Annotated in this window: 18 protein-coding genes; 15 read left to right on the top strand and 3 right to left on the bottom strand. The window is 49.3% G+C overall.

Annotation, left to right across the window (positions count from 1 at the left end):
- The first annotated feature begins 35 nt into the window (after window positions 1-35).
- The 7 genes from IC803_RS09735 (at window position 36) to IC803_RS09705 (ending at window position 8855) form a co-directional block, all read left to right on the top strand.
- On the top strand, window positions 36-2255 hold the full coding sequence (locus IC803_RS09735; protein WP_081210297.1) for a helix-turn-helix domain-containing protein: 2220 nt from the start codon (window positions 36-38) through the stop codon (window positions 2253-2255).
- A gap of 105 nt (window positions 2256-2360) precedes the next feature.
- A complete protein-coding gene (locus IC803_RS09730) occupies window positions 2361-3221 on the top strand; it encodes a 3-hydroxyacyl-CoA dehydrogenase family protein (protein ID WP_081210299.1) in 861 nt (286 codons plus the stop codon).
- Between the two features lie 66 nt (window positions 3222-3287).
- Entirely contained in the window at window positions 3288-4067 is a 780-nt protein-coding gene (locus IC803_RS09725; RefSeq protein WP_081210301.1) for an enoyl-CoA hydratase/isomerase family protein, read from the top strand.
- Window positions 4068-4228: 161 nt separating this feature from the next.
- Entirely contained in the window at window positions 4229-5581 is a 1353-nt protein-coding gene (locus IC803_RS09720; protein WP_081210303.1) for an MFS transporter, read from the top strand.
- A 6-nt stretch (window positions 5582-5587) separates the two neighbouring features.
- Entirely contained in the window at window positions 5588-6088 is a 501-nt protein-coding gene (locus tag IC803_RS09715) for a DUF3237 domain-containing protein (RefSeq protein ID WP_081210305.1), read from the top strand.
- A gap of 28 nt (window positions 6089-6116) precedes the next feature.
- Window positions 6117-7658 (top strand): class I adenylate-forming enzyme family protein, encoded by a 1542-nt coding sequence (locus IC803_RS09710; protein WP_081210307.1) that lies wholly within the window; start codon window positions 6117-6119, stop codon window positions 7656-7658.
- A gap of 18 nt (window positions 7659-7676) precedes the next feature.
- The gene (locus IC803_RS09705) at window positions 7677-8855 is read left to right on the top strand and encodes an acetyl-CoA C-acetyltransferase (RefSeq protein WP_081210309.1); all 1179 of its coding nucleotides are present in this window, start codon (window positions 7677-7679) and stop codon (window positions 8853-8855) included.
- Between the two features lie 246 nt (window positions 8856-9101).
- Here the strand turns inward: IC803_RS09705 and IC803_RS09700 are convergent, their stop codons facing one another.
- On the bottom strand, window positions 9102-9884 hold the full coding sequence (locus IC803_RS09700; RefSeq protein ID WP_081210311.1) for an IclR family transcriptional regulator: 783 nt from the start codon (window positions 9882-9884) through the stop codon (window positions 9102-9104).
- 213 nt (window positions 9885-10097) lie between these two features.
- Between IC803_RS09700 and IC803_RS09695 the strand changes: the two genes are divergently transcribed.
- The 8 genes from IC803_RS09695 (at window position 10098) to ltrA (ending at window position 19390) form a co-directional block, all read left to right on the top strand.
- Complete coding sequence (locus tag IC803_RS09695) at window positions 10098-11192, top strand: cupin domain-containing protein (RefSeq protein ID WP_081210361.1); 1095 nt, start codon at window positions 10098-10100, stop codon at window positions 11190-11192.
- Window positions 11193-11299: 107 nt separating this feature from the next.
- A complete protein-coding gene (locus tag IC803_RS09690) occupies window positions 11300-12856 on the top strand; it encodes a class I adenylate-forming enzyme family protein (RefSeq protein WP_081210363.1) in 1557 nt (518 codons plus the stop codon).
- Window positions 12857-12878: 22 nt separating this feature from the next.
- Window positions 12879-13742, top strand: a complete 864-nt coding sequence (locus tag IC803_RS09685) for a fumarylacetoacetate hydrolase family protein (protein ID WP_081210313.1) — start codon at window positions 12879-12881, stop codon at window positions 13740-13742.
- 18 nt (window positions 13743-13760) lie between these two features.
- On the top strand, window positions 13761-15212 hold the full coding sequence (locus tag IC803_RS09680) for an MFS transporter (RefSeq protein WP_081210315.1): 1452 nt from the start codon (window positions 13761-13763) through the stop codon (window positions 15210-15212).
- A 23-nt stretch (window positions 15213-15235) separates the two neighbouring features.
- Complete coding sequence (locus IC803_RS09675) at window positions 15236-16459, top strand: FAD-dependent monooxygenase (RefSeq protein ID WP_081210317.1); 1224 nt, start codon at window positions 15236-15238, stop codon at window positions 16457-16459.
- Between the two features lie 16 nt (window positions 16460-16475).
- Complete coding sequence (locus tag IC803_RS09670) at window positions 16476-16901, top strand: acyl-CoA thioesterase (RefSeq protein ID WP_081210319.1); 426 nt, start codon at window positions 16476-16478, stop codon at window positions 16899-16901.
- A gap of 25 nt (window positions 16902-16926) precedes the next feature.
- The gene (locus IC803_RS09665) at window positions 16927-17511 is read left to right on the top strand and encodes a hypothetical protein (RefSeq protein WP_081210321.1); all 585 of its coding nucleotides are present in this window, start codon (window positions 16927-16929) and stop codon (window positions 17509-17511) included.
- A 616-nt stretch (window positions 17512-18127) separates the two neighbouring features.
- Window positions 18128-19390: a group II intron reverse transcriptase/maturase gene (gene ltrA / locus IC803_RS09660; RefSeq protein ID WP_081210323.1), complete on the top strand. Its 1263-nt coding sequence runs from the start codon at window positions 18128-18130 to the stop codon at window positions 19388-19390.
- Window positions 19391-19464: 74 nt separating this feature from the next.
- On the opposite strand, the gene IC803_RS09655 is transcribed toward ltrA, so the two are convergent.
- Together IC803_RS09655 and IC803_RS09650 are read right to left on the bottom strand one after the other, a co-directional pair.
- A complete protein-coding gene (locus IC803_RS09655) occupies window positions 19465-20403 on the bottom strand; it encodes an amidohydrolase family protein (RefSeq protein WP_081210325.1) in 939 nt (312 codons plus the stop codon).
- 159 nt (window positions 20404-20562) lie between these two features.
- On the bottom strand, window positions 20563-21360 hold the full coding sequence (locus IC803_RS09650) for an IclR family transcriptional regulator (protein WP_081210327.1): 798 nt from the start codon (window positions 21358-21360) through the stop codon (window positions 20563-20565).
- Window positions 21361-21531 lie beyond the last annotated feature (171 nt).

Genomic DNA, 21531 nt, shown 5'->3' with positions numbered 1-21531 from the left:
TTGTCGAAAGACTATAAGCAAAGGGGACCGGTGTTATGGATGAAAACAAGCGGCAAAAGCTGATGAAAAAAATTGAAAGCCATTTGCGGACGACGGCGCGAAAACTCGTGAAGTTTGATACAGAAGGAGAAGCGTTGCAATACTTAGTGACTTCATTTCGGGCGGAGCTGGAATGTGACTTGATCGCCATTGTGTTAAAGGAAGGGGATGATGTCGTACCGACACTATATCAGAGCGATTTCCGCCGCGGGATTTCTCATCCGCCAATCGCGATTGCCAGCTGCCTGCCGCGGCTGTTTGAAGGGAGCACGACGTTTCAAGAGGTGGATGAAGCGTGCACATGCCGATTGATTGACTTGTTGAGAAAAAATGGGATCAAAACGTGGTTTAGCGTTCCAATTAAAGATGAGGAAAACGAATACGGCATTTGTATGATCGGTTTTCGGCGCTATGTTTCGCTGCTGGCCGAGGCGCGGCAACTGTTTGACGATTTTGGCGAGGATGTCGCCCTAGCCATTACGGTCGCCAAGAAAAACGAAAACCAGCAGCGAAAAATGGTTGGCCTCGAGTGGCTTGCGCAACACTTTTCGCTCGATACGCCGCTTGAGCGGTTTGTTGAAAAAATCGTCGAGCGGGCCGGAAAAGGGACGAACGCGGGCGGTGCCTGTATGTATTTATACCGGGAAGAAGACGATAGCTTTGTTTTTCATCCTCCTGCGTATGGCAAAGTAAGCGGCCCGCAACAAATTATGATGAAAAATAACTACCGGGTAAGCGACTATTTTCCGTTTTTAGAGAAACCGGGCGGGGATCAGTTGACGGCTCCGCTTGTTGTCAACTTCAAAACGATCGGTGTCCTGCATGTGGAACGAAAAAACGAAGGAACATTTACGAAAGAAGATGTAGGAATTTTAGACATGCTAGCGAACTACGTTGCCGTCATGCTGGAAAATGTTCGGCTGTATCAGCAGGAGCGGGATCATACCCATCGCCTCCGTCTTCTCCTTCAATATCAACAAAAATTGATGAAAGAGACGATCCGGTATGAAAATTTTCATGGCATTACGAAAACATTCAGCCAAATGTTTGGCAAAGCGGTCATTGTCTTTGACCGCTTTATGCGCCCGATCGCTTATGAATGGGGGCGGCTAAGCGAGCAGCAGCTGCAGGACATCGCCAAAGAGGCATTAAGACAAGCCGTTGGGCAAAGCCGGATGGAGGGATATATCCTGCTTGATGGCTATCCGGACGTTTCGCTGACGGTTTGGCCGATCAACAGCGGGGGAGACGTGGTCGGCTATTTAGCCATTGACGTGCATCCGCAAGAAATCGATGATTTTTTCCGTCTCAGCGTCGAACTGGCCCTTAATATTTTTTCCATTCAGTTTATGAAACAGAAGCTTGTTTTTGATACAAGGGAACAGCTGAAAGATAGCTTTTTGCATAAACTGTTGACCGCGGAAATCGAAGAGGAAGAGAGCATTATCCAATACGCGAATGTATTTCAGTGGAATATTTTTGACGAGCATCGCATTGCTGTCTTGCATTTGCAGTTTTCTGAATCGGAAGAGCAGGTGGATTTGTTCAAGCGGAATGTCGAGAGAACAGCGTTATGGGACCGCTTAAAAGCGCGGATCGCCATCGAAGACCCTGCTCTCTTATACGGGGCCATCGACGATCGGTATATTTTGATCGTTCCGGCAAGCAAGGAGAAGAAGCAGCCCGCGAAATATTGGAACGAGTGGCACCATCGGATCAACGAGTGGATGAAGGAGGAGGGGGCGTGTTGCCGAGCGCTTTTAGGGATCGGGGGGAGGACAACATCGATCCGTGACTATTATTTTTGCTATCAGCAGGCGGTGCAGGCGTTGCAAGTCATTCTCCATAGTTTTCAAGGGACAAGCTTGGCATTTTTTGATGAGCTTGGGGCATACACAGTATTGCACCATTTAAAAGAGCTGGAGGCGGCGAAACTGTTTGTCGACAAATATCTTGGCCCGTTGATCCGGCATTCCGCGGAACGAAATGTGGATTGGCTGCAAACGATTCGTGTCTTTCTCGATTGCAACGGTCATTTGACCGAAACCGCCGAAAAGTTGTATATTCACCGCAGCACCCTTCAATACCGGCTCGAAAAGATTGAAGAAATGCTCGGCTTCTCCTTGAGCGGGGCAGAGCAGCGGTTCAACTTGATGATGGCGTTAAAGTTGTACGATTTATATGGCCTGTCCTCCGCCAAACTGCTGAAAAGATGAGTGTGTTTTCCTGCATCATGCAGGTATTTTTTTATATTCACCTTTTTTATAATGAATAGCAAAGATAATATAGAAAATTCAAAAAAACAAAGGAGGATTTGACGAATGGTAGCAACGATCGGAGTCGTAGGAGCCGGTACAATGGGAGGCGGCATCGCCAATTTAGCTGCGTTGTCAGGATTGAATGTCATTTTAGTAGACATCGACGAGCATATGCTGCAAAAAGCGCGCTCACGAATGGAAGCATTTATGGATAAAAGCGTGGCCAAAGGGAAGCTGACCGCCGAGCAAAAACATGAGGCGCTAGAACGGGTGAAGGGATCAACTAGCTTACAGGAAATGAGACAGGCCGATGTCATTATTGAGGCGGTCATCGAAAACATGGAGGTGAAAAAAGAAGTTTTTTCTCAATTGGACAACATTGCACCAGAACACGCCATCCTAGCGACGAACACGTCATCGATGTCCATCACAGAAATCGCTTCTGCCACCAGCCGTCCAAGCCAAGTCGTCGGCATGCATTTTTTCAATCCCCCACAGCTGATGAAACTCGTCGAAGTCGTACGCGGATACAAAACGAGCGATGAAACAGTCGAACAGGTGAAAGAACTCGCGCGAAAACTAAAAAAAGAGCCCGTTGAGGTGAAAAAAGATTCTCCGGGGTTCATCGTCAACCGCATTATGATTCCGCAGTTTATCGAAGCAATTCGCCTCGTCGAGGAGGGGGTAGCTTCGATGGAAGACATCGATAAGGCGGTGACGCTCGGTTTGAACTACCCGATGGGGCCGTTTACGTTGCAAGATTTCGCCGGAGTCGACATCGGCCTTCATGTTATGGACTATTTTTACGAAGAGTTTAAGGACGATCGGTTTGCCGCTCCTTTATTGCTCAGACAGCTTGTCCGGGCAGGAAGGCTCGGCCGAAAAACGGGAGCCGGGTTTTACGATTACGATGATGCCCGATAAGGGTGAAACGGCGATACTCGTACGCCACCACTACGTCGCTAAACATTCTAGGAGGAGGAATGAGTTGTGAACTACGAATTTTTGCAATGTGAAATCGAAAACCGAGTGGCGGTTGTATCCATTCACCGCCCTCCGCTCAATCCGTTGAATACAAAAGTGTTTCAAGAGCTATCTGCTTTGATCGATGAGCTCGAAGCCAACCAACAAGTGAGGGCGATAGTCATTACCGGAGCGGGAGAAAAAGCGTTTGTGGCCGGTGCCGATATTCATGAAATGATGGACTTGGATTTAGCCGGCATGATGGAAATGAACAAAATATCGCGAAGCGCGTTTTTGAAAATTGAAAACGCATCCAAACCGGTGATCGCAGCGGTGAACGGGCTAGCGCTCGGCGGGGGGTGCGAATTGGCGCTCGCATGCGATTTGCGCATTTGTTCTGACAATGCCAAGTTTGCCTTTCCAGAGGTCAACCTCGGCATCATCCCGGGCGGCGGCGGGACGCAGCGGCTGCCGCGCATCGTTGGCCAAGGGGTGGCGAAAGAATTGCTTTATTTCGGCGAAATGATCGATGCCCAGCAGGCGCTTGCCATTCATTTGGTAAACAAAGTCGTCCCGTCCGACGAACTTTTGCCGACGGCGAAAGAATGGGCCGGAAAATTGGCGCAAAAACCGGCCATTGCCATGCGCATGCTCAAAGAAGCGGTCAACACGGGGGTCAATGTGGATTTGCAGTCAGGATTGATGGTTGAAACTTCCTGTTTTGGAAACGCCTTTGCGACCGAAGATCGCAAAGAAGGCATGCGGGCGTTTGCCGAAAAGAGAAAGCCGGTGTTTAGTGGAAAATAGATATGGTTAGTAACGGAGAGCAGGGGTTATTAAGCAAGTCCATTGTCCAGCAGCCCCGGATAGATGTTTGCTGCCTTTGGGGAACGAATCGGTCTTGACTAGCACCCCAAAGCGGTGGATGACAAGGGCAAAAAGGTAAATGTATTAGGGAGGGAACCCATGTGAAACAAATTCATCCGGCTGATGTGATTGACAATAGCCCAGTCCGTTCATTCCACATTTGGCTTATGATTTGGCTGTTTCTAGTGATTACGCTTGATGGGTATGATGTCGTCATTTATGGCGCTTCGGTTCCTTTATTGATTCAAGAGTGGGGAATTTCAGATGTCACAGCTGGTGCCATCGGTAGCTATACAGTTATTGGAACAGCTATTGGAGCGGTATTGTTTGGCATGCTGGCAGATCGAATGGGACGCAAAAAAATTATCTTGTTGACTACATTTTTATTCGGCTTTTTTACCTTCCTTGCTGGCTTCGCTCCAAATCCAATTTTATTTACCATCTCTCGGGTCATTGCTGGGATTGGTCTTGGCGGCGTTATGCCTAATGTCATTGCACTAGCGACAGAAATGTTTCCGAAACGAGTTCGTACAGCCATTGTTGCCTCGATTTTTTGTGGTTATTCAGTTGGGGCTATTGCCGCGGCATTGACGAGCCGGGCGCTTTTGCCGACGGTTGGGTGGGAGTCCATCTATTGGATCGGAGGTGTTCCGGTATTATTGCTTCCATTTCTAATGAAAGGTGTTCCCGAGTCGGTTGGTTTTCTTCTAAAAGAAGGAAGAGAAGAGGAGGCACGAAAAGTTCTTGCTTTGATTGATCCTCATATTAGTCATGATGATGCGATTGAACTAGTCAAGTCTGAAAGAAAGACCCAAGTTTCTTTACCTATCGTGAAATTATTCACAGAGAATCGAGCGTTTAGCACAGTGATGTTTTGGCTATCTTGCTTCAGTGCATTTGTTCTCATTTACTCAATGAACACATGGCTTCCCCGGCTGATGATGAAAGCAGGCTATGATTTGAGCTCCAGCCTTGCATTTACCGCCGTGATGCAAATTGGGGCGATCGTTGGTACTGTAGTCTTCGGTCCGTTAGTGAATAAATGGGGATTTAAGAAGGTACTTGTTCCTTTGTTCTTCTGTGGAGCGGTCGCTTTATCACTGATCGGTTTTATGAGCAGTACCATCGTCGCTTTTGTACTGATTGCCATTATTGGAGCCGCCTCAGTAGGTGTCCAAAATATCGCCAATGCATTTGTTTCTCAATACTATCCGGAAGCCATGCGATCCACTGCTTTAGGGAGCACGATGGCGTTCGGCAGAATTGGTGGCATTGTTGCACCGACGTTTGTTGGGGTTTTGCTGTCCTTTAACTTGCCGCCTCAATATAATTTTGCTGCTATTGCCAGCGCCGCGGTATTAGGGGGAATTGCTGTATTGCTCGTGCAAGAAAAGTATGCAATCTATCGCAACGAGCAACCGAAGACAGAGAGCGGACAAGTGACTGTTTCATGAACAGAACTGCTTTGTAAAGGCGGAGAAGGCCAATTTCATAGAAAGAAGGGAACGACCATCCGATTTGAACATATATTTACCGCTTACATTGAGGTTGGAAACCCGATTGAAGTAGGAGATGTCGGGGACGGGTATCGAAGAGTGATTCCAATTCTCGGTGGAAGTTTCGAGGGGCCTTTGATGAGGGGAAAAGTGTTCCCCGGAGGAGCGGACTATCAATTGATTCGGAGAGATGGGGTAACAGAACTGCTTGCCCATTATGTGATCGAGACGGATGATGGGACGCCTATTTATGTTGTCAATAAGGGATACCGGCACGGGCCCAAAGAAATCATCGATCAAATATTTCGTGGCGAGGATGTGCCGCGGGGCTCTTATTATTTTAAAACGTCCCCTATTTTTGAAGTGCGAAGCGGGCGATATGATTTTTTGAATAAAATGATGTTTGTCGGCGAAGGAATTCGAAAGCCAACGGAAGTGGAAGTCGCGTTTTATCAAGTGAGCTAACTTTTGGGGAAACGGAGGATGGGGAGAGGTGGAAACAGTTCGCGTTTTGTCTGTTCCGCAATTGTTGAAGCGAGCGGCGGCGGACAATCCATCTAGAGAGGCTGTTTATGACCTTCGTCATCGGATTACTTATGGTGATTTGTATAAAGAAGTACGACAGTTAGCATCGGCGTTAATCGCAATCGGCATTAAACAAGGAGATCGAGTAGGCGTTTGTTTACCGAACTGGCTCGAGACAGTACAACTATTTTTTGCTATCTCTCAAATAGGAGCGATCGTTGTTCCTTTTAATCCGAAATATCGACAGCACGAAGTTGAACATATTATAAAAAATTCTGGGATGAGGATTTTGTTTGTATGTGAGGAAATCGAAAAGCATATCGGATTGAGTTTCATTCAGACCCGTGTTGATCAGATCATCACGGTCCGGTTTGCCAAATCAGGCTTCCTTTCTTTGGAGCAGCTTATGGCCTATGCAACTCATCAACCGTTGCCTATGGTGACGATTGATCCGCAGCATGACCTATTTTGCCTTTTATACACATCCGGAACGACTGGAGCGCCAAAAGGAGTGATGATTACTCATCGCGGCATCGTCCAATCAGGTATGGCAATTGCGGATAGCTTGAAGTGCCGTCAAGATGATGTGTTTCTTATTTGTACACCGATTTTCCATGTGTTTGGCATGGCGTGTAACTTGATGTCTGCTATATACAGCCAAGCAAAAATGGTGTTGCAGGAAAGATATAACCCAAGAGAGGCGCTGGAGCTTATCGAAAAAGAAAAAGTAACGATTCATCATGCTGTGCCGGCAATGTTTCATATGGAGTTAAACGTGTTGAATGATGAGTCATTTGATTTGTCGTCATTGCGTGCGGGAATGACGGGGGCTGATATTTGTCCATTGGAAACAGTGAAAGCGGTGCGCGAAAAAATGGGGATGGTGTTATGCATATCGTTCGGGACAACAGAGACGGGCTCTGTCACGATCACCCCATTTGAGGCGGAAGAAGACCGAATATTTGAAACGGTCGGCAAACCGTTGGAAGGAAATGAAGTGAAGATTGTGAATGAACGAAGAGAGGCGCTCCCGCCAGGGGAAATTGGGGAAATTGCCTGCCGAGGGTTTGGTGTCATGATAGGATACTATAACATGCCGGAACAAACAGCCGAAGTGCTTGACGAGGACGGTTGGTATTATACCGGCGACCTTGGGATGATGGATGAATGCGGATATATTCGATTTATGGGCCGGAAAAAGGAGCTTATCATCCGCGGTGGGTACAACGTTTATCCGAAAGAGATCGAAACGATTTTGCAGCGGCACCCGAGTGTTTTCGCCACGGCGGTGATCGGTCTGCCTGAGCCGGTGTTGGGAGAGGAGGTCTGCACTGTCATCCAACCCAAAGAAGGGGCTCATATAACGGAGGCGGACATCGTCGAGTTTTTGCGTCCGTTGGTTGCGGACTATAAACTCCCGAACAAAGTTGTTTTCGTTGATCAATTTCCGACGACGGCGAGCGGAAAAATTCAGAAAGGAAAATTAAAAGAGATGTTAAAAGAGGGTTGAACTCCGGGAGGGAAGAATATGCGAACAGACATTGTGCTGCTTGAAGGAGCGCGTACACCATTTGCCAAATTTTGCGGTTCGTTTCGCGATGTTTCCGCCACTGACCTAGGGGCCATCGCAGCGCGGGAGGCAATGAAAAAGGCGAACGTCGAACCGGAAGAAATCGATCATGTCGTATTTGGCAACGTCCAGCAGTCAAGCCGGGATGCTCACTTGCTCGCTCGCCACGTCGGCTTGAAGGCCGGGGTGCCGATCGACGTGCCTGCCGTGACGATGAACCGGTTGTGCGGAACGGGACTCGAGGCGATTATCATGGCGGCGCGCTTCATTTTAACCGGGGAATCGGAAGTGGTGTTGGCAGGAGGCACCGAAAACATGAGCCAAGTGCCACACGTCATTCGAGGTATGCGCTGGGGAACGCCATTAGGCAGTCCGACGGTGGAAGACTGGCTGTGGGACGGGTTGTATGACACGGTTGGCGGTTGCAGTATGGCCATGACAGCGGAAAATTTGGCGAAAAAGTATCACATTACGCGCGAAGAAGCTGACCAACATGCCCTACGCAGCCATGAGCGGGCGCTTGCGGCGATGGCCAATGGGTATTTCCACCAAGAAATTGTCCCTGTCACCGTGCGAGGAAAAAAAGGGGAAACAGTCGTTGACACCGATGAGCATCCGCGGCAGACCAGCTTAGAGCAGTTAAAGATGCTTCGACCGCGCTTCCTTGAAAACGGAGTCGTGACGCCGGGCAATGCCAGCGGGATGAACGACGGGGCGGCGGCAGTCGTTGTCGCTTCAGCGGAATATGCCGCCAAGCGTGGATTGAAACCGCTCGCCCGTCTCGTTTCGTGGGGAGTCGTCGGCGTTGAGCCGCAGTATATGGGGATTGGTCCCGTGCCAGCGATCCGCCAAGCGCTCGACAAAGCGAATTTATCAATTAATGATCTTGACTTAATCGAAGTCAATGAAGCATTTTCAGCTCAATATTTGGCTTGTCAGAGAGAACTAGGATTTGACGACGACAAAGGTAACGTCAATGGTGGGGCGGTCGCGCTTGGCCATCCGTTGGCAGCTTCAGGAACACGCATCACGTTGACCCTCGTTTATGAGTTAGGAAGAAGAAGAAAGAAATACGGTGCTTCTTCGCTATGCATTGGCGGTGGCCAAGGCATAGCAGCGATTTGGGAGAGACTGTAATGAACTAAGAGACGGATTAGTAAACGGAAAAAAGAAAGGACAGTACCTTTACAACGGCAGTGAAGTGGCAAATGATCACAACGGAGGGTGTCCCAAAAGGATCGGGACACCCTCTTTTATTGCTATATATACGCGCCGATTACTTGTGTCACGCTATATATTGTGTCTGTGTTGAAGACAGGCGACCTTTTGGGTCAGCCCTCTGATTTTATATGACGTATCAATCGGATGAAAAGAAGCCGCTTTCTATAGGGATGGGTAATGGGGAAAATAACCAAGTCGTTTCGATATATGTTGGGCCGTACTGACCGTTTGGCGAATCAGCTCGGACAGTGTCTCCACCATTTTAAACGTGGCGCCGGCCAGCCCGATAGCGCCGATGATTCCAGTTCGATCAAAAACAGGCGCGGCGACCGCCGTAAAGCCGATAAATGTTTCATCCTTATCTACAAAAAATCCGTCTTTACGAATGACGTGCAAACGTTCAAGAAATTGAAGCTTGTCCACGATCGTGTTCGGCGTATGGGCTTCCAATGGATATTTTTCGAGAATCGCCTTTGCTTCTTCATCAGGCAAGTACGCCATGATGGTCGTTCCAAGCGCCCCGTAGTGCAAAACGCGCCGGCGCCCGATGTATGAGCGGGGCTGAAAGCCGTCGTCGCTGTCGAGGCGGATGACATATTGCAAGCTGTCTTGTTGGCGCACCGCAAACAAAACGGTGTAGCCAGTTCGCGCCTGCAAGTCATGCAAAAACGGTTCCGCCTCGCGTCGCATGTCCAGATTTTCGAGAACGATTCCTCCGTATTCGAGCATCTTATAACCGAGGCGGTATACGTTTTCCTTTTGATCGTAATGGATTAGTCCTTGCGTTTCGAGCGTCCATAACAGGCGGTAAACAGTGGCTTTCGCTAGTTTAGTTTTCGCAACGATCTCTTCAATAGATAGGTCAGGACGTTCAAAACTAAAACAGTTCAAGATTTGAACTGCCCGTTCCACTGAACGAATCGTCTCCACATTTACCTTTCTCATGATTGTGCTCCTCTGCAGCGATTTTATCTCTGTCAATCATTGTAACATAAAGCGATCGTCGATGCCCAGGCGGGAGAGAAGATTGAATATTTTTTATGTATATTCTAAATAATTTGACAAGTATTTAAGTTTGTTATATTATTTAAAGTGTAAAATTGAATTGTCAATTCATTATATGAATCGAAAGGAGAGGGAACGATGGCGGATACGAAAATGAAAGCGCTTGAACGGCTTAATGAAGAGTTGGAAAAAGTGTATTTAGGTCCATTGTGGGAAAAACTCGGTAAAATGGTGACGCCCGAGCCCGATCATGAAGTCGTTCCTTACTTGTGGAAATGGGAGACGATCCGCAAGCATTTGTTGGAGGCTGGGGAGTTGCTTCGCTTAGGGAGAGAGAGCGAGCGTCGAGTCGTTTATTTGCAGAATCCATCACTATTGAAACGAGGTCTAATCGGTTATTCAACCAACACGCTGTATGTTGGGGTGCAACTGTTGTTGCCGGGCGAAGTGGCGCCCGCACATCGCCATAGCCAATCGGCGATTCGATTCATTATTGAAGGTGAAGGGGCTTATACGGCTGTCGATGGCGAACGAACATATATGGAGCGCGGGGATTTGATTTTGACACCAGCATGGACGTGGCATGATCACGGTCACGAAGGAACGGAACCGGTCATTTGGATGGATGGCCTCGACGTCGGATTGGTGAGAAATTTTGCCGGCTCGTTCTTTGAACCGTATTCCGAAGATGTATTCCCGGTTGTCGGCCCTCACAACGGTTCAACGTTCAAATATGCAACGGGAGCGCTGCGTCCGGTTTCCGAACGGAAGCGAAAGGGCTACCCATCTCCGTTAATCGCCTATAAATGGAAAACGACGAAACAAGTACTTGAGAATTTATCCAAACTTGATCCTGATCCCTATGACGGTTATGCGGTCGATTACATCAATCCATTGACAGGGGGGCCAGCAGATTTGCGTATTGGGACAACGATGCAAAAATTAACTCCTGGTATGCACACGAAGGCGCATCGCCATGTCCACAGCGTCGTGTATCACGTTCTTGACGGTGAAGGATACACGATCATCAACGGAGTCAAATTTGAATGGGCGAAAGGTGATTTCTTCATTTTACCGCCTTGGAGTTGGCATGAGCATGTCAATACAGGAGAGGGAGACGCCCATTTATTCTCCATTAATGATCTGCCGATTATGGAGAAGCTTGATTTGGAGAGGGAAGAGGAGTATGACAAAAACGGCGGCTATCAATCTATCATTGATGTATACGAGCCACTCTCACAAGTCTAACATATATACCGTTTTCTCAAGGTGTGCCTAGCGATTTTAAACGATCAAGATGATTTGCGTCTGCATGCACCAATCAAAAAGAGGAGGTTGTACGGTTGAAGGGCCAAATGCCGAATATGGTGCAGGACATTGTTGAACACGCAGCGGTTCGTTATGGGGAGAAGCCCGCCATAATCGATGGTGAGCATGCATTGTCTTTTGCGGAAGTAAACGAACGGTCTTTGCGACTGGCTGGGCGGTTGAGAGATTTAGGTGTGCAAAAAGGCGACGCCGTGGCCGTGCAGTTGCCGAACAGCTGGGAGTTTGCGGTGGCCCATTTAGCCTTGGCGCGTCTTGGAGCCATCATGGTGCCTGTGAATTTAGTGTATCGACAAAAAGAGCTGTCGTTTATGTTTTCGTTTGCCCATGTAAAAGCGGTCATTGCCATTGACGAATGGAAAGGATTCGATCATGCGGAAATGATGGAATCGCTTCGGCAGACGATTCAGACGTTGCAACATATCATCATCGTTGGGGAAAGAAAGCGGCCCGATCACTATAGTTTCGGGGAGATGTTGACAGGCAGCGGGCTTTCGGTGGATCGCGGCGAGGTTTCTCCGGACGATCCAATGATGATGATGTTTACATCGGGAACAGAGTCTGATCCAAAAGCAGTCATCCATACGTATGAGACGTTTATTCCTGCCCATTTGCACAATGGGCGGGAATACGGATTGACAGGTGATGACATCATGCTTTGTTTGACGCCGATGAGCCATATGTTTTCCTTACCGATGATTTTAATGGGCCTTTATAGCGGAGCTGCTCAAGTGATGTTATCGCAATTTTCGGTTGAGCGTGTTTTAGATGTTTTCAGCCAGTACGGAGTAACCTTTTGTGTAGCCGCACCTGCCCATTTGATTGATATATTAAAGGGAACGGATGAAACAAAAGCATATCCATCAAAACTACGTCTTGTCTTAACCGGGGGGACAAAAATCCCGCCTTGGATGGTCGAATCGTTCCGTCAGCGTTTCCGTTGCAGCATCGTCGCCCAATGGGGGATGACGGAAATTGGAGCAGGATCGTTTACGCGGCCGAATGATGCGCCACATCTTGCTTCCGATACAGTCGGCCGGCCGTGCCCGACGGGGGAAATCGTCATTTTTGATGAGAACCAAAAGCCGCTGCCAAATGGGCAAGTAGGGGAGATTGGTTTTCACGGTCGTTCGCTGTTCAAAGGGTACTATAAAAATGAAGCTGCGACTCAGCAATTCATGACCAAAGACGGTTTTTTCCTCACTGGGGATTTAGGATGGAAAGATGAGGAAGGCTACGTTCATTACGTCAGTCGAAAGAAGGACATTATCAACCGTGGCGGACTGAAAGTGCATGCGGCGGAAATTGAGGAAGTGTTGCTTTCGCATCCGCATATTCGCCAAGCGGCAGTGATCGCAATTCCGGACGAACGGCTTGGGGAACGCGGCTGTGCCATTGTATCCTTGAAAGAAGGAACGGCATTTTCTCTTGAAGACATGCAGCAATATTTGCTTAAGGCAGGAATGGCAAAATATAAACTACCTGAATATTTGAAAATCATTGATGAATTGCCGACGACAGCATCGGGAAAAGTGAGCAAAGGAATGTTACGCAAGCAATATGTGCAGATAGAAGTTAATAAGTAGAGAAAAGGAGTGGATGCACCATATGAAAATAGCGTTGTTTAACGATTTTCAGCTCGGAGTTATTGTCGGTGATGTCATTTATGAAGTTGGGAGCCGATTGTTCGGCCGCCTTTATCAAGGTGTCGGTTTCTGTCCAATGACGCAGCTAATTGCCGAGTTTGACGCCTATCGTCCAGAAATCGAAAACCATCTGCATGAGTGCCCGGCTTATGAGTTAGCAGATGTTCGGCTGCGCCAGCCAGTGAAAAAACCGGGGAAAATCGTCGCCGCTCCCGTCAACTACGTGTCCCACCAAAAGGAAATGAAAGTGGAGCATACGGCAAGAGGGCTCGGCTTTTTCTTGAAAGCGCCTTCTTCCATCATCGGGCCTGGCGACACGATTGTTTTGCCTGATCCGAACCGCCGTTTCGACCATGAGCTGGAATTCGCATTTGTTATCGGAAAGACTGCGAAAAACGTCAAGGCGGAAAATGCCTACGACTATATATTTGGCTACACCGGGTTGATCGATGTCACGCTGCGTCCGGATGATGTGCATCATGAGGAACGGTGTTTGCGCAAATCGTTCGATACATTCACCCCGATGGGGCCGTGGATCGTGACGAAAGAGGAAATTGCTGATCCAAACAACGTCAGCATGGTGCTAACAGTCAATGGCGAAGTTCGGCAACAGGTCAACACAAAGGAAATGATTTGTTCTGTCGCCGAGTTGGTGGAAATTTATTCGCACATTATGACGCTTGAACCGGGCGATATCATTACGACAGGAACACCGGATGGCGTTGGACCGATTCATGATGGGGATGTCATCCATATGGAAATCGAGGGAGTCGGAGGATACTCCGTTCATGTTGCCTTAGCCTCTAATAAGGCTGTATTGCGGTAAACGAGGGAGGAATGGTTTATGGAGAAAGGTTGGCAGCGGTACCATACCATATGGCTAATGCTCTTTTTAGGCTGGGTTGTTTCTTACATTGATCGGACGTTAACAGGACCTGTTGTTACGTGGATGATCGAAAACAAGGTCGAATTTTTAGCGGAATCGTCCAATCCCCACGCGCTTGGGGGATTGCTTGGCAGCCTGTTTTTTGCTGGGTACATGCTCACACAATTCCCCGGCGGATATTTCGGCGACAAGTTTGGCTATCGTGTCATTGTCGTCATCAGCATTGTATGGGCCGGTGTGACGACGCTGTTGACCGGGTTAGTCGGTGGCTTGGTAGCGTTTATCGCCTTACGTGTGCTTACCGGGCTTGGGGAGGGCGTCTTTTATTCGAACGACCGCTCCTTGATCACCCAAGTGACGCCGCCGGAAAAAGTCGGGCTTGGGATGGGCGTCGTATTGACCGGTCTGACGCTCGGATTAACGATCGCAACAATTGCCACCCCATACGTCGTTCAGTTGTTTCAGCCGCTGATGGGGACGCATGCATGGAAAGCGCCGTTTTTGCTTATGGGGGTGGTTACGTTAGCGGTTGGTGCGATGATGTACAAGTGGATGAGACCAGTTAATTTCATGACCCAGTCGGAGTCTTATGGTCCACCGGTAAGCAAGTTGTTGCAAACCTCTCTCTTGTTCTTGGTCACTATTATGGCTTTATATTATGCCACGAATGCTATGCAATTATCGCCAGCGATGATCGGCCTCGTTTTGACGGCGCTGGCGGTGCTGTATATCGCGTATATTTATAAAACAAAGAGTGAAGAAGTCGGGCCGATCCTAAAAAGCCGCAACTTGTTGCTTTTATATCTTTCGTTCATTCCAGTATTATGGCATCTATGGTTTTACGGCTTTTGGTCAGTGGCGATTGTGCAAGATTTCGGGGGAGGCACGCTCGTTTCAGCGGCATTGATTGCTTCATTTAATGCTATTGCAGGTCTAATTGGCTTTCCGCTTGGGGGAAGATTAGCTGACCGATTTGCTGATGCGGCCAACGGAAAACGTAATGTATTGGCAGTGTTGACGGGGCTGCTGACTGTCTTCATTTTCATCTTTGCCTTTTATGTCATGTCAGGGGGGAGCAATCCGGCAATCATGTCTCTTATTCTATTTACTTCCGGGGTGTTCTTTTTCGCACTTCAACCGGTCAACCATGCCCTTACAGCCGATTTTGCCCCGCCAAAACATAAAGGTGCGGCGTTTGGGATGCTGAATTTGTTCTCCGAAATTGGAGCGTTATTAGCGCCGGTGATTTCGGGGGCCATGCGCGATCATTCAGGAAGTTGGGGAAGTGCATTGTTGCTTGATGGTATTTTAATGGCAGCCAGCTTACTGCTTGTCATCGCTGTAAAGCCTAGTTTAGAAAGTAGACTAACTACTGCAATAAACGCTCAAGAAACAGATGTAAACCACTGACGTTGACGAAAGGAGATATTTGTATGACAGAAAAAACGAATAGACGCTCTGTCCTCGTTGTCGGAGCCGGGCCGATCGGATTAACCGCTGCGTTGGCGCTCCGTCATTTTGGGCTTCCCGCGACCATATTGGAAGCGGAACCAAAAGATCGTCTCCGTCCGGGGAGCCGGGCGATCTACTTCCATAAGGCGACGTTGCAGCATTTAGAGGATATTTTCCCCGGGTTAGGCAAGACATTTGCCGAACACGGCGTCGTATGGCCGATCAAGCGCACGTTGTTCCGCGGCAAGGAAGTGTATATGAAGCGATATCCAGCTCCTGATCCGAACGCGCTTCCGCCGTTTACAAGCTTGCCGCAAGTCGAAGCAGAAAAATTTTTGTATCAAGCCTGCCTTGAGTCGGGAGTCGAGTTTGTCTGGGAGGCACCGGTTGCCGATGTCAAAACCGATGAGGAAGGTGTTGGGGTCATCACCCAATCGGGCGAGCGCTGGGCGTGCGACTATTTGATCGCCGCCGACGGGGCACGTTCGACAGTCCGCCAATCGGTCGGCATCGAAATGGAAGGGCCGCGAACGAAAGACTACTTTGTCGTCGTTGATGTCAAAGAAGATGAAAAGGATCCGCTGCCGCTTGAACGGGTGTTTCACTACCAACATCCGGCTGTGGACGGGCGCAACGTTCTCTTTGTGCCGTTTGCCGGCGGATGGCGCATTGATTTGCAGCTGCTTGACGGTGATGCCCCCGAACAGTTCGGCAGTGTTGACGGCGTGAAACAATGGTTGCCAAAAGTGATGCCGGCAAAATATGCCGACCGCATTACCTGGGTGTCAACGTATCGTTTTTTCCAAGTTGTTGCTAAGTCGCTTACCGATCATCATCACCGTGTGCTGTTGGGTGGCGAAGCCGCCCACCTGTTCGCCCCGTTTGGCGCCCGCGGCATGAACTCTGGTGTGCCGGATGCGATTATGGCGGCCAAGGCGATTCAGACAGCACTTCAGGCCAACACGCGTGAAGAAGCAAAAGAAGCCATTGCCGCAGCTGCCAATGAGCGCCTGATCGCGGCGCGATACAACCGCGATTGTGCGGGGATTGCGTTAGAGCACATTCAAGGAACGGACCCAGCGATCAATATGAAACGGGAAGTGGCCGCTTCATTGGCGCCGATTTTGCCGCGCCTTGGCAAGTGGCTCGATGAAGGGCCGTACGGGCCGAAATCGGGACCGCCGCAGCTGTCGACAAAATATTGAAAGGAGGAGGAAAGGGATGGATTATCATTTTCAGGTGCGTTGGGGAGACACAGATGCGGCGGGGATTGTCTTTTACCCGAATTTTTATAAGTGGATGGACGAAGCGACGCATCATTTTTTTGCTGAACTTGGCTATCCAACAACAATACTATTTGAACAGAAGATAGGATTGCCGATTTTGGAGGCCAAATGCCAGTTTCGCTTCCCGTTAGTGTTTGGTGGAGAAGTCCGTATTTGTTCAGCGATTACGGAATTACGAGAGAAGGTATTTCAAATTGTCCACGAGTTTTATGAACGTGAAACAGTGGTTGCTGTTGGATATGAGATGAGAGCGTGGGCATCATTTGCTGATGGGAGGCCAAAAGCTGTTCCGATTCCTACCGAAGTGAAACAAGTTTTGGTTGAACGGTTGTCTTTTCGTTCGGTAGAGTCTCAGACGTAGTTCTAAAACAACTAGGAGGAGAATCATGACTACGTTGTTGCAGATGGAAAAAGAGAAATATGGACCGCGGACTGAGCAAGTGATTTCCGTCCTTTCCGGATTGTTAAACATGGATTGGTTTGTCAATGCAGGTACTCCACATTATCGGAAAGAGGTAGAAGAAGCGATTCATGAATGTATGGATAGCTTTCATTTGAAACAATATCGTATCCATTGGCTAGAGGAAGGGATGGTTGTTCCTTCTTTAGCGAAAATAAACTTGGCGAAAAGCCCGTTATGGCGCTCTTTGTTTCCCATCCCGGAACACATGAAGCAAGCGGCGGCCACTGCAGGGAGAGAAGGATATTTGACCAGGATGGTCGATGAAATTCCAGCTCATTTATTCCATAATTGTTTTGATGCGGCGTATCGTGTTTTCCATCAATACGGCTCATCAGTGGTAAAAACGGCTGTCTGCTCGGTCATGTATATCGGGGGAATGGCCTGTGCTTGGGAATCTGTTAGCGACCTTGACGGATGGGGATCCAATCCGTTTCGTACGCTGTTGCGTGTATTTGAGTACGGGCATTGGCTGTTAGGCATGGATGATGAACAATTGTATCTATTTTAGACGGCGCATAGCCGCAAGCAAAGGGGACGAGATGAACATCCGTCCCCTTTGGTTTTCCGTACGCCCGGCATGGGTGCGACGCTATAGGGTGAAAGTCCCGAACGGGGGCTGGCGAGCGCCTACCGTTAGCTGAAGGCAAGGGTGTCCACCGCGAGGTGGAATCTGAAGGAAGCTGGAGGCAAACACTTGACCTGAGGTACACGAACCCAATGGGAGGCCGCCATAGTCGGACGAGTCTGCGGAACAAGACGAAGTCCTAAGCCGCCAAGGGCTGTGGAGGTAGATTGGGCAGGTGCATGAGTGGAAAGTGTCCATCCTTATCCGGGGAGGCCTGTACGACATGCCTTCTGAAGATGGCAACCAGAGTCGAAAGGCTCTGCTGAACGTACAGGAGTCAGCAGAGGCCATAGTACTGGAGTAAGGGACGCCTGAAACAGGAAGGGCCGAACGTCAACTCAGGGATGAATCAGACTCTTTCGAGATGTTGCGTGTCGAAGCAGAATTCCTTTCGGAACTCATCGGAGGAAGCAAGGGTGAAGCCTGGAGGGCCTCCGGTCGAGGGCTGAGCGCAACCCGGCAAGACCTGAATCTCATCCCGCGGAAGGAGAAGATCACGATGGCTTTGTTGGAACGCATCTTAGCGAGAGACAACCTTATCACGGCGCTCAAACGGGTCGAAGCGAACCAAGGAGCACCGGGAATCGACGGAGTATCAACCGATCAACTCCGTGATTACGTCCGCGCTCACTGGAGCACGATCCGCGCCCAACTCTTGGCGGGAACCTACCGGCCGGCGCCTGTCCGCAGGGTCGAAATCCCGAAACCCAACGGCGGCACACGGCAGCTAGGCATTCCCACCGTGGTGGACCGGCTGATCCAACAAGCCATTCTTCAAGAACTCACACCCATTTTCGATCCAGACTTCTCCCCTTCCAGCTTCGGATTCCGTCCGGACCGCAACGCCCATGATGCCGTGCGGCAAGCGCAAGGCTACATCCAGGAAGGGTATCGGTACGTGGTTGACATAGATCTAGAAAAGTTCTTTGACCGTGTCAATCATGACATCCTGATGAGCCGGGTAGCCCGAAAAGTCAAGGATAAACGTGTGCTGAAACTGATCCGTGCCTACCTGCAAGCCGGCGTTATGACGGGAGGAGTGAAGGTGCAGACGGAGGAAGGGACGCCGCAAGGCGGTCCCCTCAGCCCCCTGCTGGCGAACATCCTTCTCGATGATTTAGACAAGGAATTGGAGAAGCGAGGATTGAAATTCTGCCGTTACGCAGATGACTGCAACATCTATGTGAAAAGTCTGCGGGCAGGACAACGGGTAAAACAAAGCATTCAACGGTTCTTGGAGAAAACGCTCAAACTCAAAGTAAATGAGGAGAAAAGTGCGGTGGACCGCCCGTGGAAACGGGCCTTTCTGGGGTTTAGCTTCACACCGGAACGAAAAGCGCGAATCCGGCTCGCCCCAAGGTCGATTCAACGTCTGAAACAACGGATTCGACAGCTGACCAACCCAAACTGGAGCACATCGATGACAGAACGAATTCATCGCGTCAATCAATACGTCATGGGATGGATCGGGTACTTTCGGCTCGTCGAAACCCCGTCTATCCTTCAGAACATCGAAGGATGGATTCGGAGGAGGCTTCGACTCTGTCAATGGCATCAATGGAAACGGGTCAGAACCAGAATCCGTGAGTTAAGGGCGCTGGGACTGAAGGAGACAGCGGTGATGGAGATCGCCAATACCCGAAAAGGAGCTTGGCGAACAACGAAAACGCCGCAACTCCACCAAGCCCTGGGCAAGACATACTGGACCGCTCAAGGACTCAAGAGTTTGACGCAACGATATTTCAAGCTCCGTCAAGGTTGACGAACCGCCTAGTGCGGACCCGCATGCTAGGTGGTGTGAGGGGACGGGGGTTAGCCGCCCCCTCCTACTCGATGTTATGGCAAGTCTAAGAAAGCTTGGATGGATTCGAGGCTTGGTTGCACAGGCGGCCATTGCGATAAGTCAAACGGAAAATCCGATCCTGGCAACACTCGCTCTTGACCGACGAGATCGATCAACAGTTCGAGCGCTCGGCTGTCCCAAAGAACGGTGTCAAACCAAAAGCGGCGCAAATAGTCGAGCGGCGGGGCTTGCAGTGAAGATGCCACCGGTCGCCATACGTCATACCCTTTCTGTAGCCGTCCGATTTGATAGGGAAGAAAGCCGCCGCCATGGGCCAACAAAATGCGGACGTGCGGGTAGCGATCGAGCCAGCCGCCAAGCAGCAAGTCAGCAGCGCAAACGGTCGTTTCCCAAGGGACGCCAATCAAATTCGTCATTCGTCGTCCTCTCAGGCGTGGGTCGTCGCAAAGAAGCGGATGAATGAACAGAATGGCGCCTAGCGTATCTGCTTCTTCCCAAAATGGAATAAATGACTCGTTGGTGAGGAGCTTCTGCCCGACAGATGGGCCGATGATTGCCCCTTTTAACCCGTTTTTCATCGCTCGCCGCAATTCTAAAGCCGCCTGTTCTGGGGCGTTGAGCGGCACGGTCGCCAAGGCCGACAAGCGATCAGGATGGATTGAGGCCAAGCGCCGCAGTGCATCGTTATAAAGGCGCGCCAATTCGGCGGTGACGGCGGTTTCCACGTCATATAAAAACAACTGCGGAATGGGAGAGAGGAGCGAATGGGAGACGCCCGCCCGCCGCTGCGCCTCAAGATAAGCAGGTAGATCGATGAATTCCTCCTTTAGGCGAAACCCCCACTGATGGTTGATGGTCAACATCTTTTCCTTGTCATCCCAATGAACAGGGACGTGAGTTTGTTCTTCTTTCAGCCACTGTATCACTTCGGGTGGAATGAAATGCGTATGGACATCAAAACATTTTTCCATTGCTTTTTCTCCTTTCTAGAAAAGTTGGTGAAAAACAACGATCTCTTGAAAATCATCGGTTCGTGAATGCAACCAAAGGCTTTTTCTGCGCTGTTTTTCAATTAGAGAAAGTCTTTTATTGGAGCGTTTTCTCTGTTAAATCACCGGCTCTCTAGATCATTATGTCAGCTGCCTCGTTGACGAGGGCGGCGGCCAGTAGCCGAGTTTTTCCGAAATCTCATTCGCCGCGCGTTTCACTTTGGCGATGACCCCAGGATTGTATGGATGAAAGCGGTGAACTGGTCCGATCACGCTGAGTGCGTAGGCGACTTTTCCGGTGTAGTCGCGAATCGGCACCGCGATGGAAGCGACCCCTTCACGGAGTTCCTCGATGCTGATGGCATAGCCTTGACGTCGAACGGCGTGCAATGCCTCGCGCAACACGCGGGGATCCGTCATCGTGTTCAACGTGAATTGGGTCAATCCATGCTGGATGTATGCCTCAATGTCCTCCTCTTTTTGATGGGCAAGCAACACTTTGCCTGAGCTTGTGCAATGAAGCGGGTTTCGTCGACCGACGTGTGAAAGAGCTTGAACAGGCTGCCGGCTTTCGACCCGATGGATGTAGATCACGCTCTGGTCGTCAAGCATAGCAAGGTGAGCTGTTTCTTCCAAGTCATCGACTAACTTTTCTAGTATTGGCTGCGCTTCCCGGTTGATTTCTAGATGGGATGTCAACACCGTGTTCAGTTGCAAAATGGTCAAGCCAAGCCGATATTTTTGCGTTTCCGGATCTTTCGTGACGAACCCTTCGCTGGCCAATGTGTGAAGAAGACGGCTGACTGTGCTTTTTGACAATCCAAGGGAAGAGGCTAATTCCGTCACTTTTTTCTCCGGTTCATCCAAGGAGAAGCTACGCAAAATGCGGAGAGCATTTTTGACGGATGAAAGCAAATAGTCTTCTGCAGTGCGTGCCATCGAATCTATCTCCTTTTTCATGGTTTCATATGAAAGAACAATATCTCTTATATCATAACATACAAATAGAATTTTTCAGATATTTTGAAAGTAAAAATAAAAAATTTTTTATTGTTTCATATATAAGAACAATGATGTTGTATATGGGACGATAAGTTATTATGATGAGTA

The organism is Geobacillus sp. 46C-IIa (assembly GCF_014679505.1).
Taxonomy (GTDB): Bacteria; Bacillota; Bacilli; order Bacillales; family Anoxybacillaceae; genus Geobacillus.
This window is presented reverse-complemented; position numbering and strand designations above follow the sequence as displayed.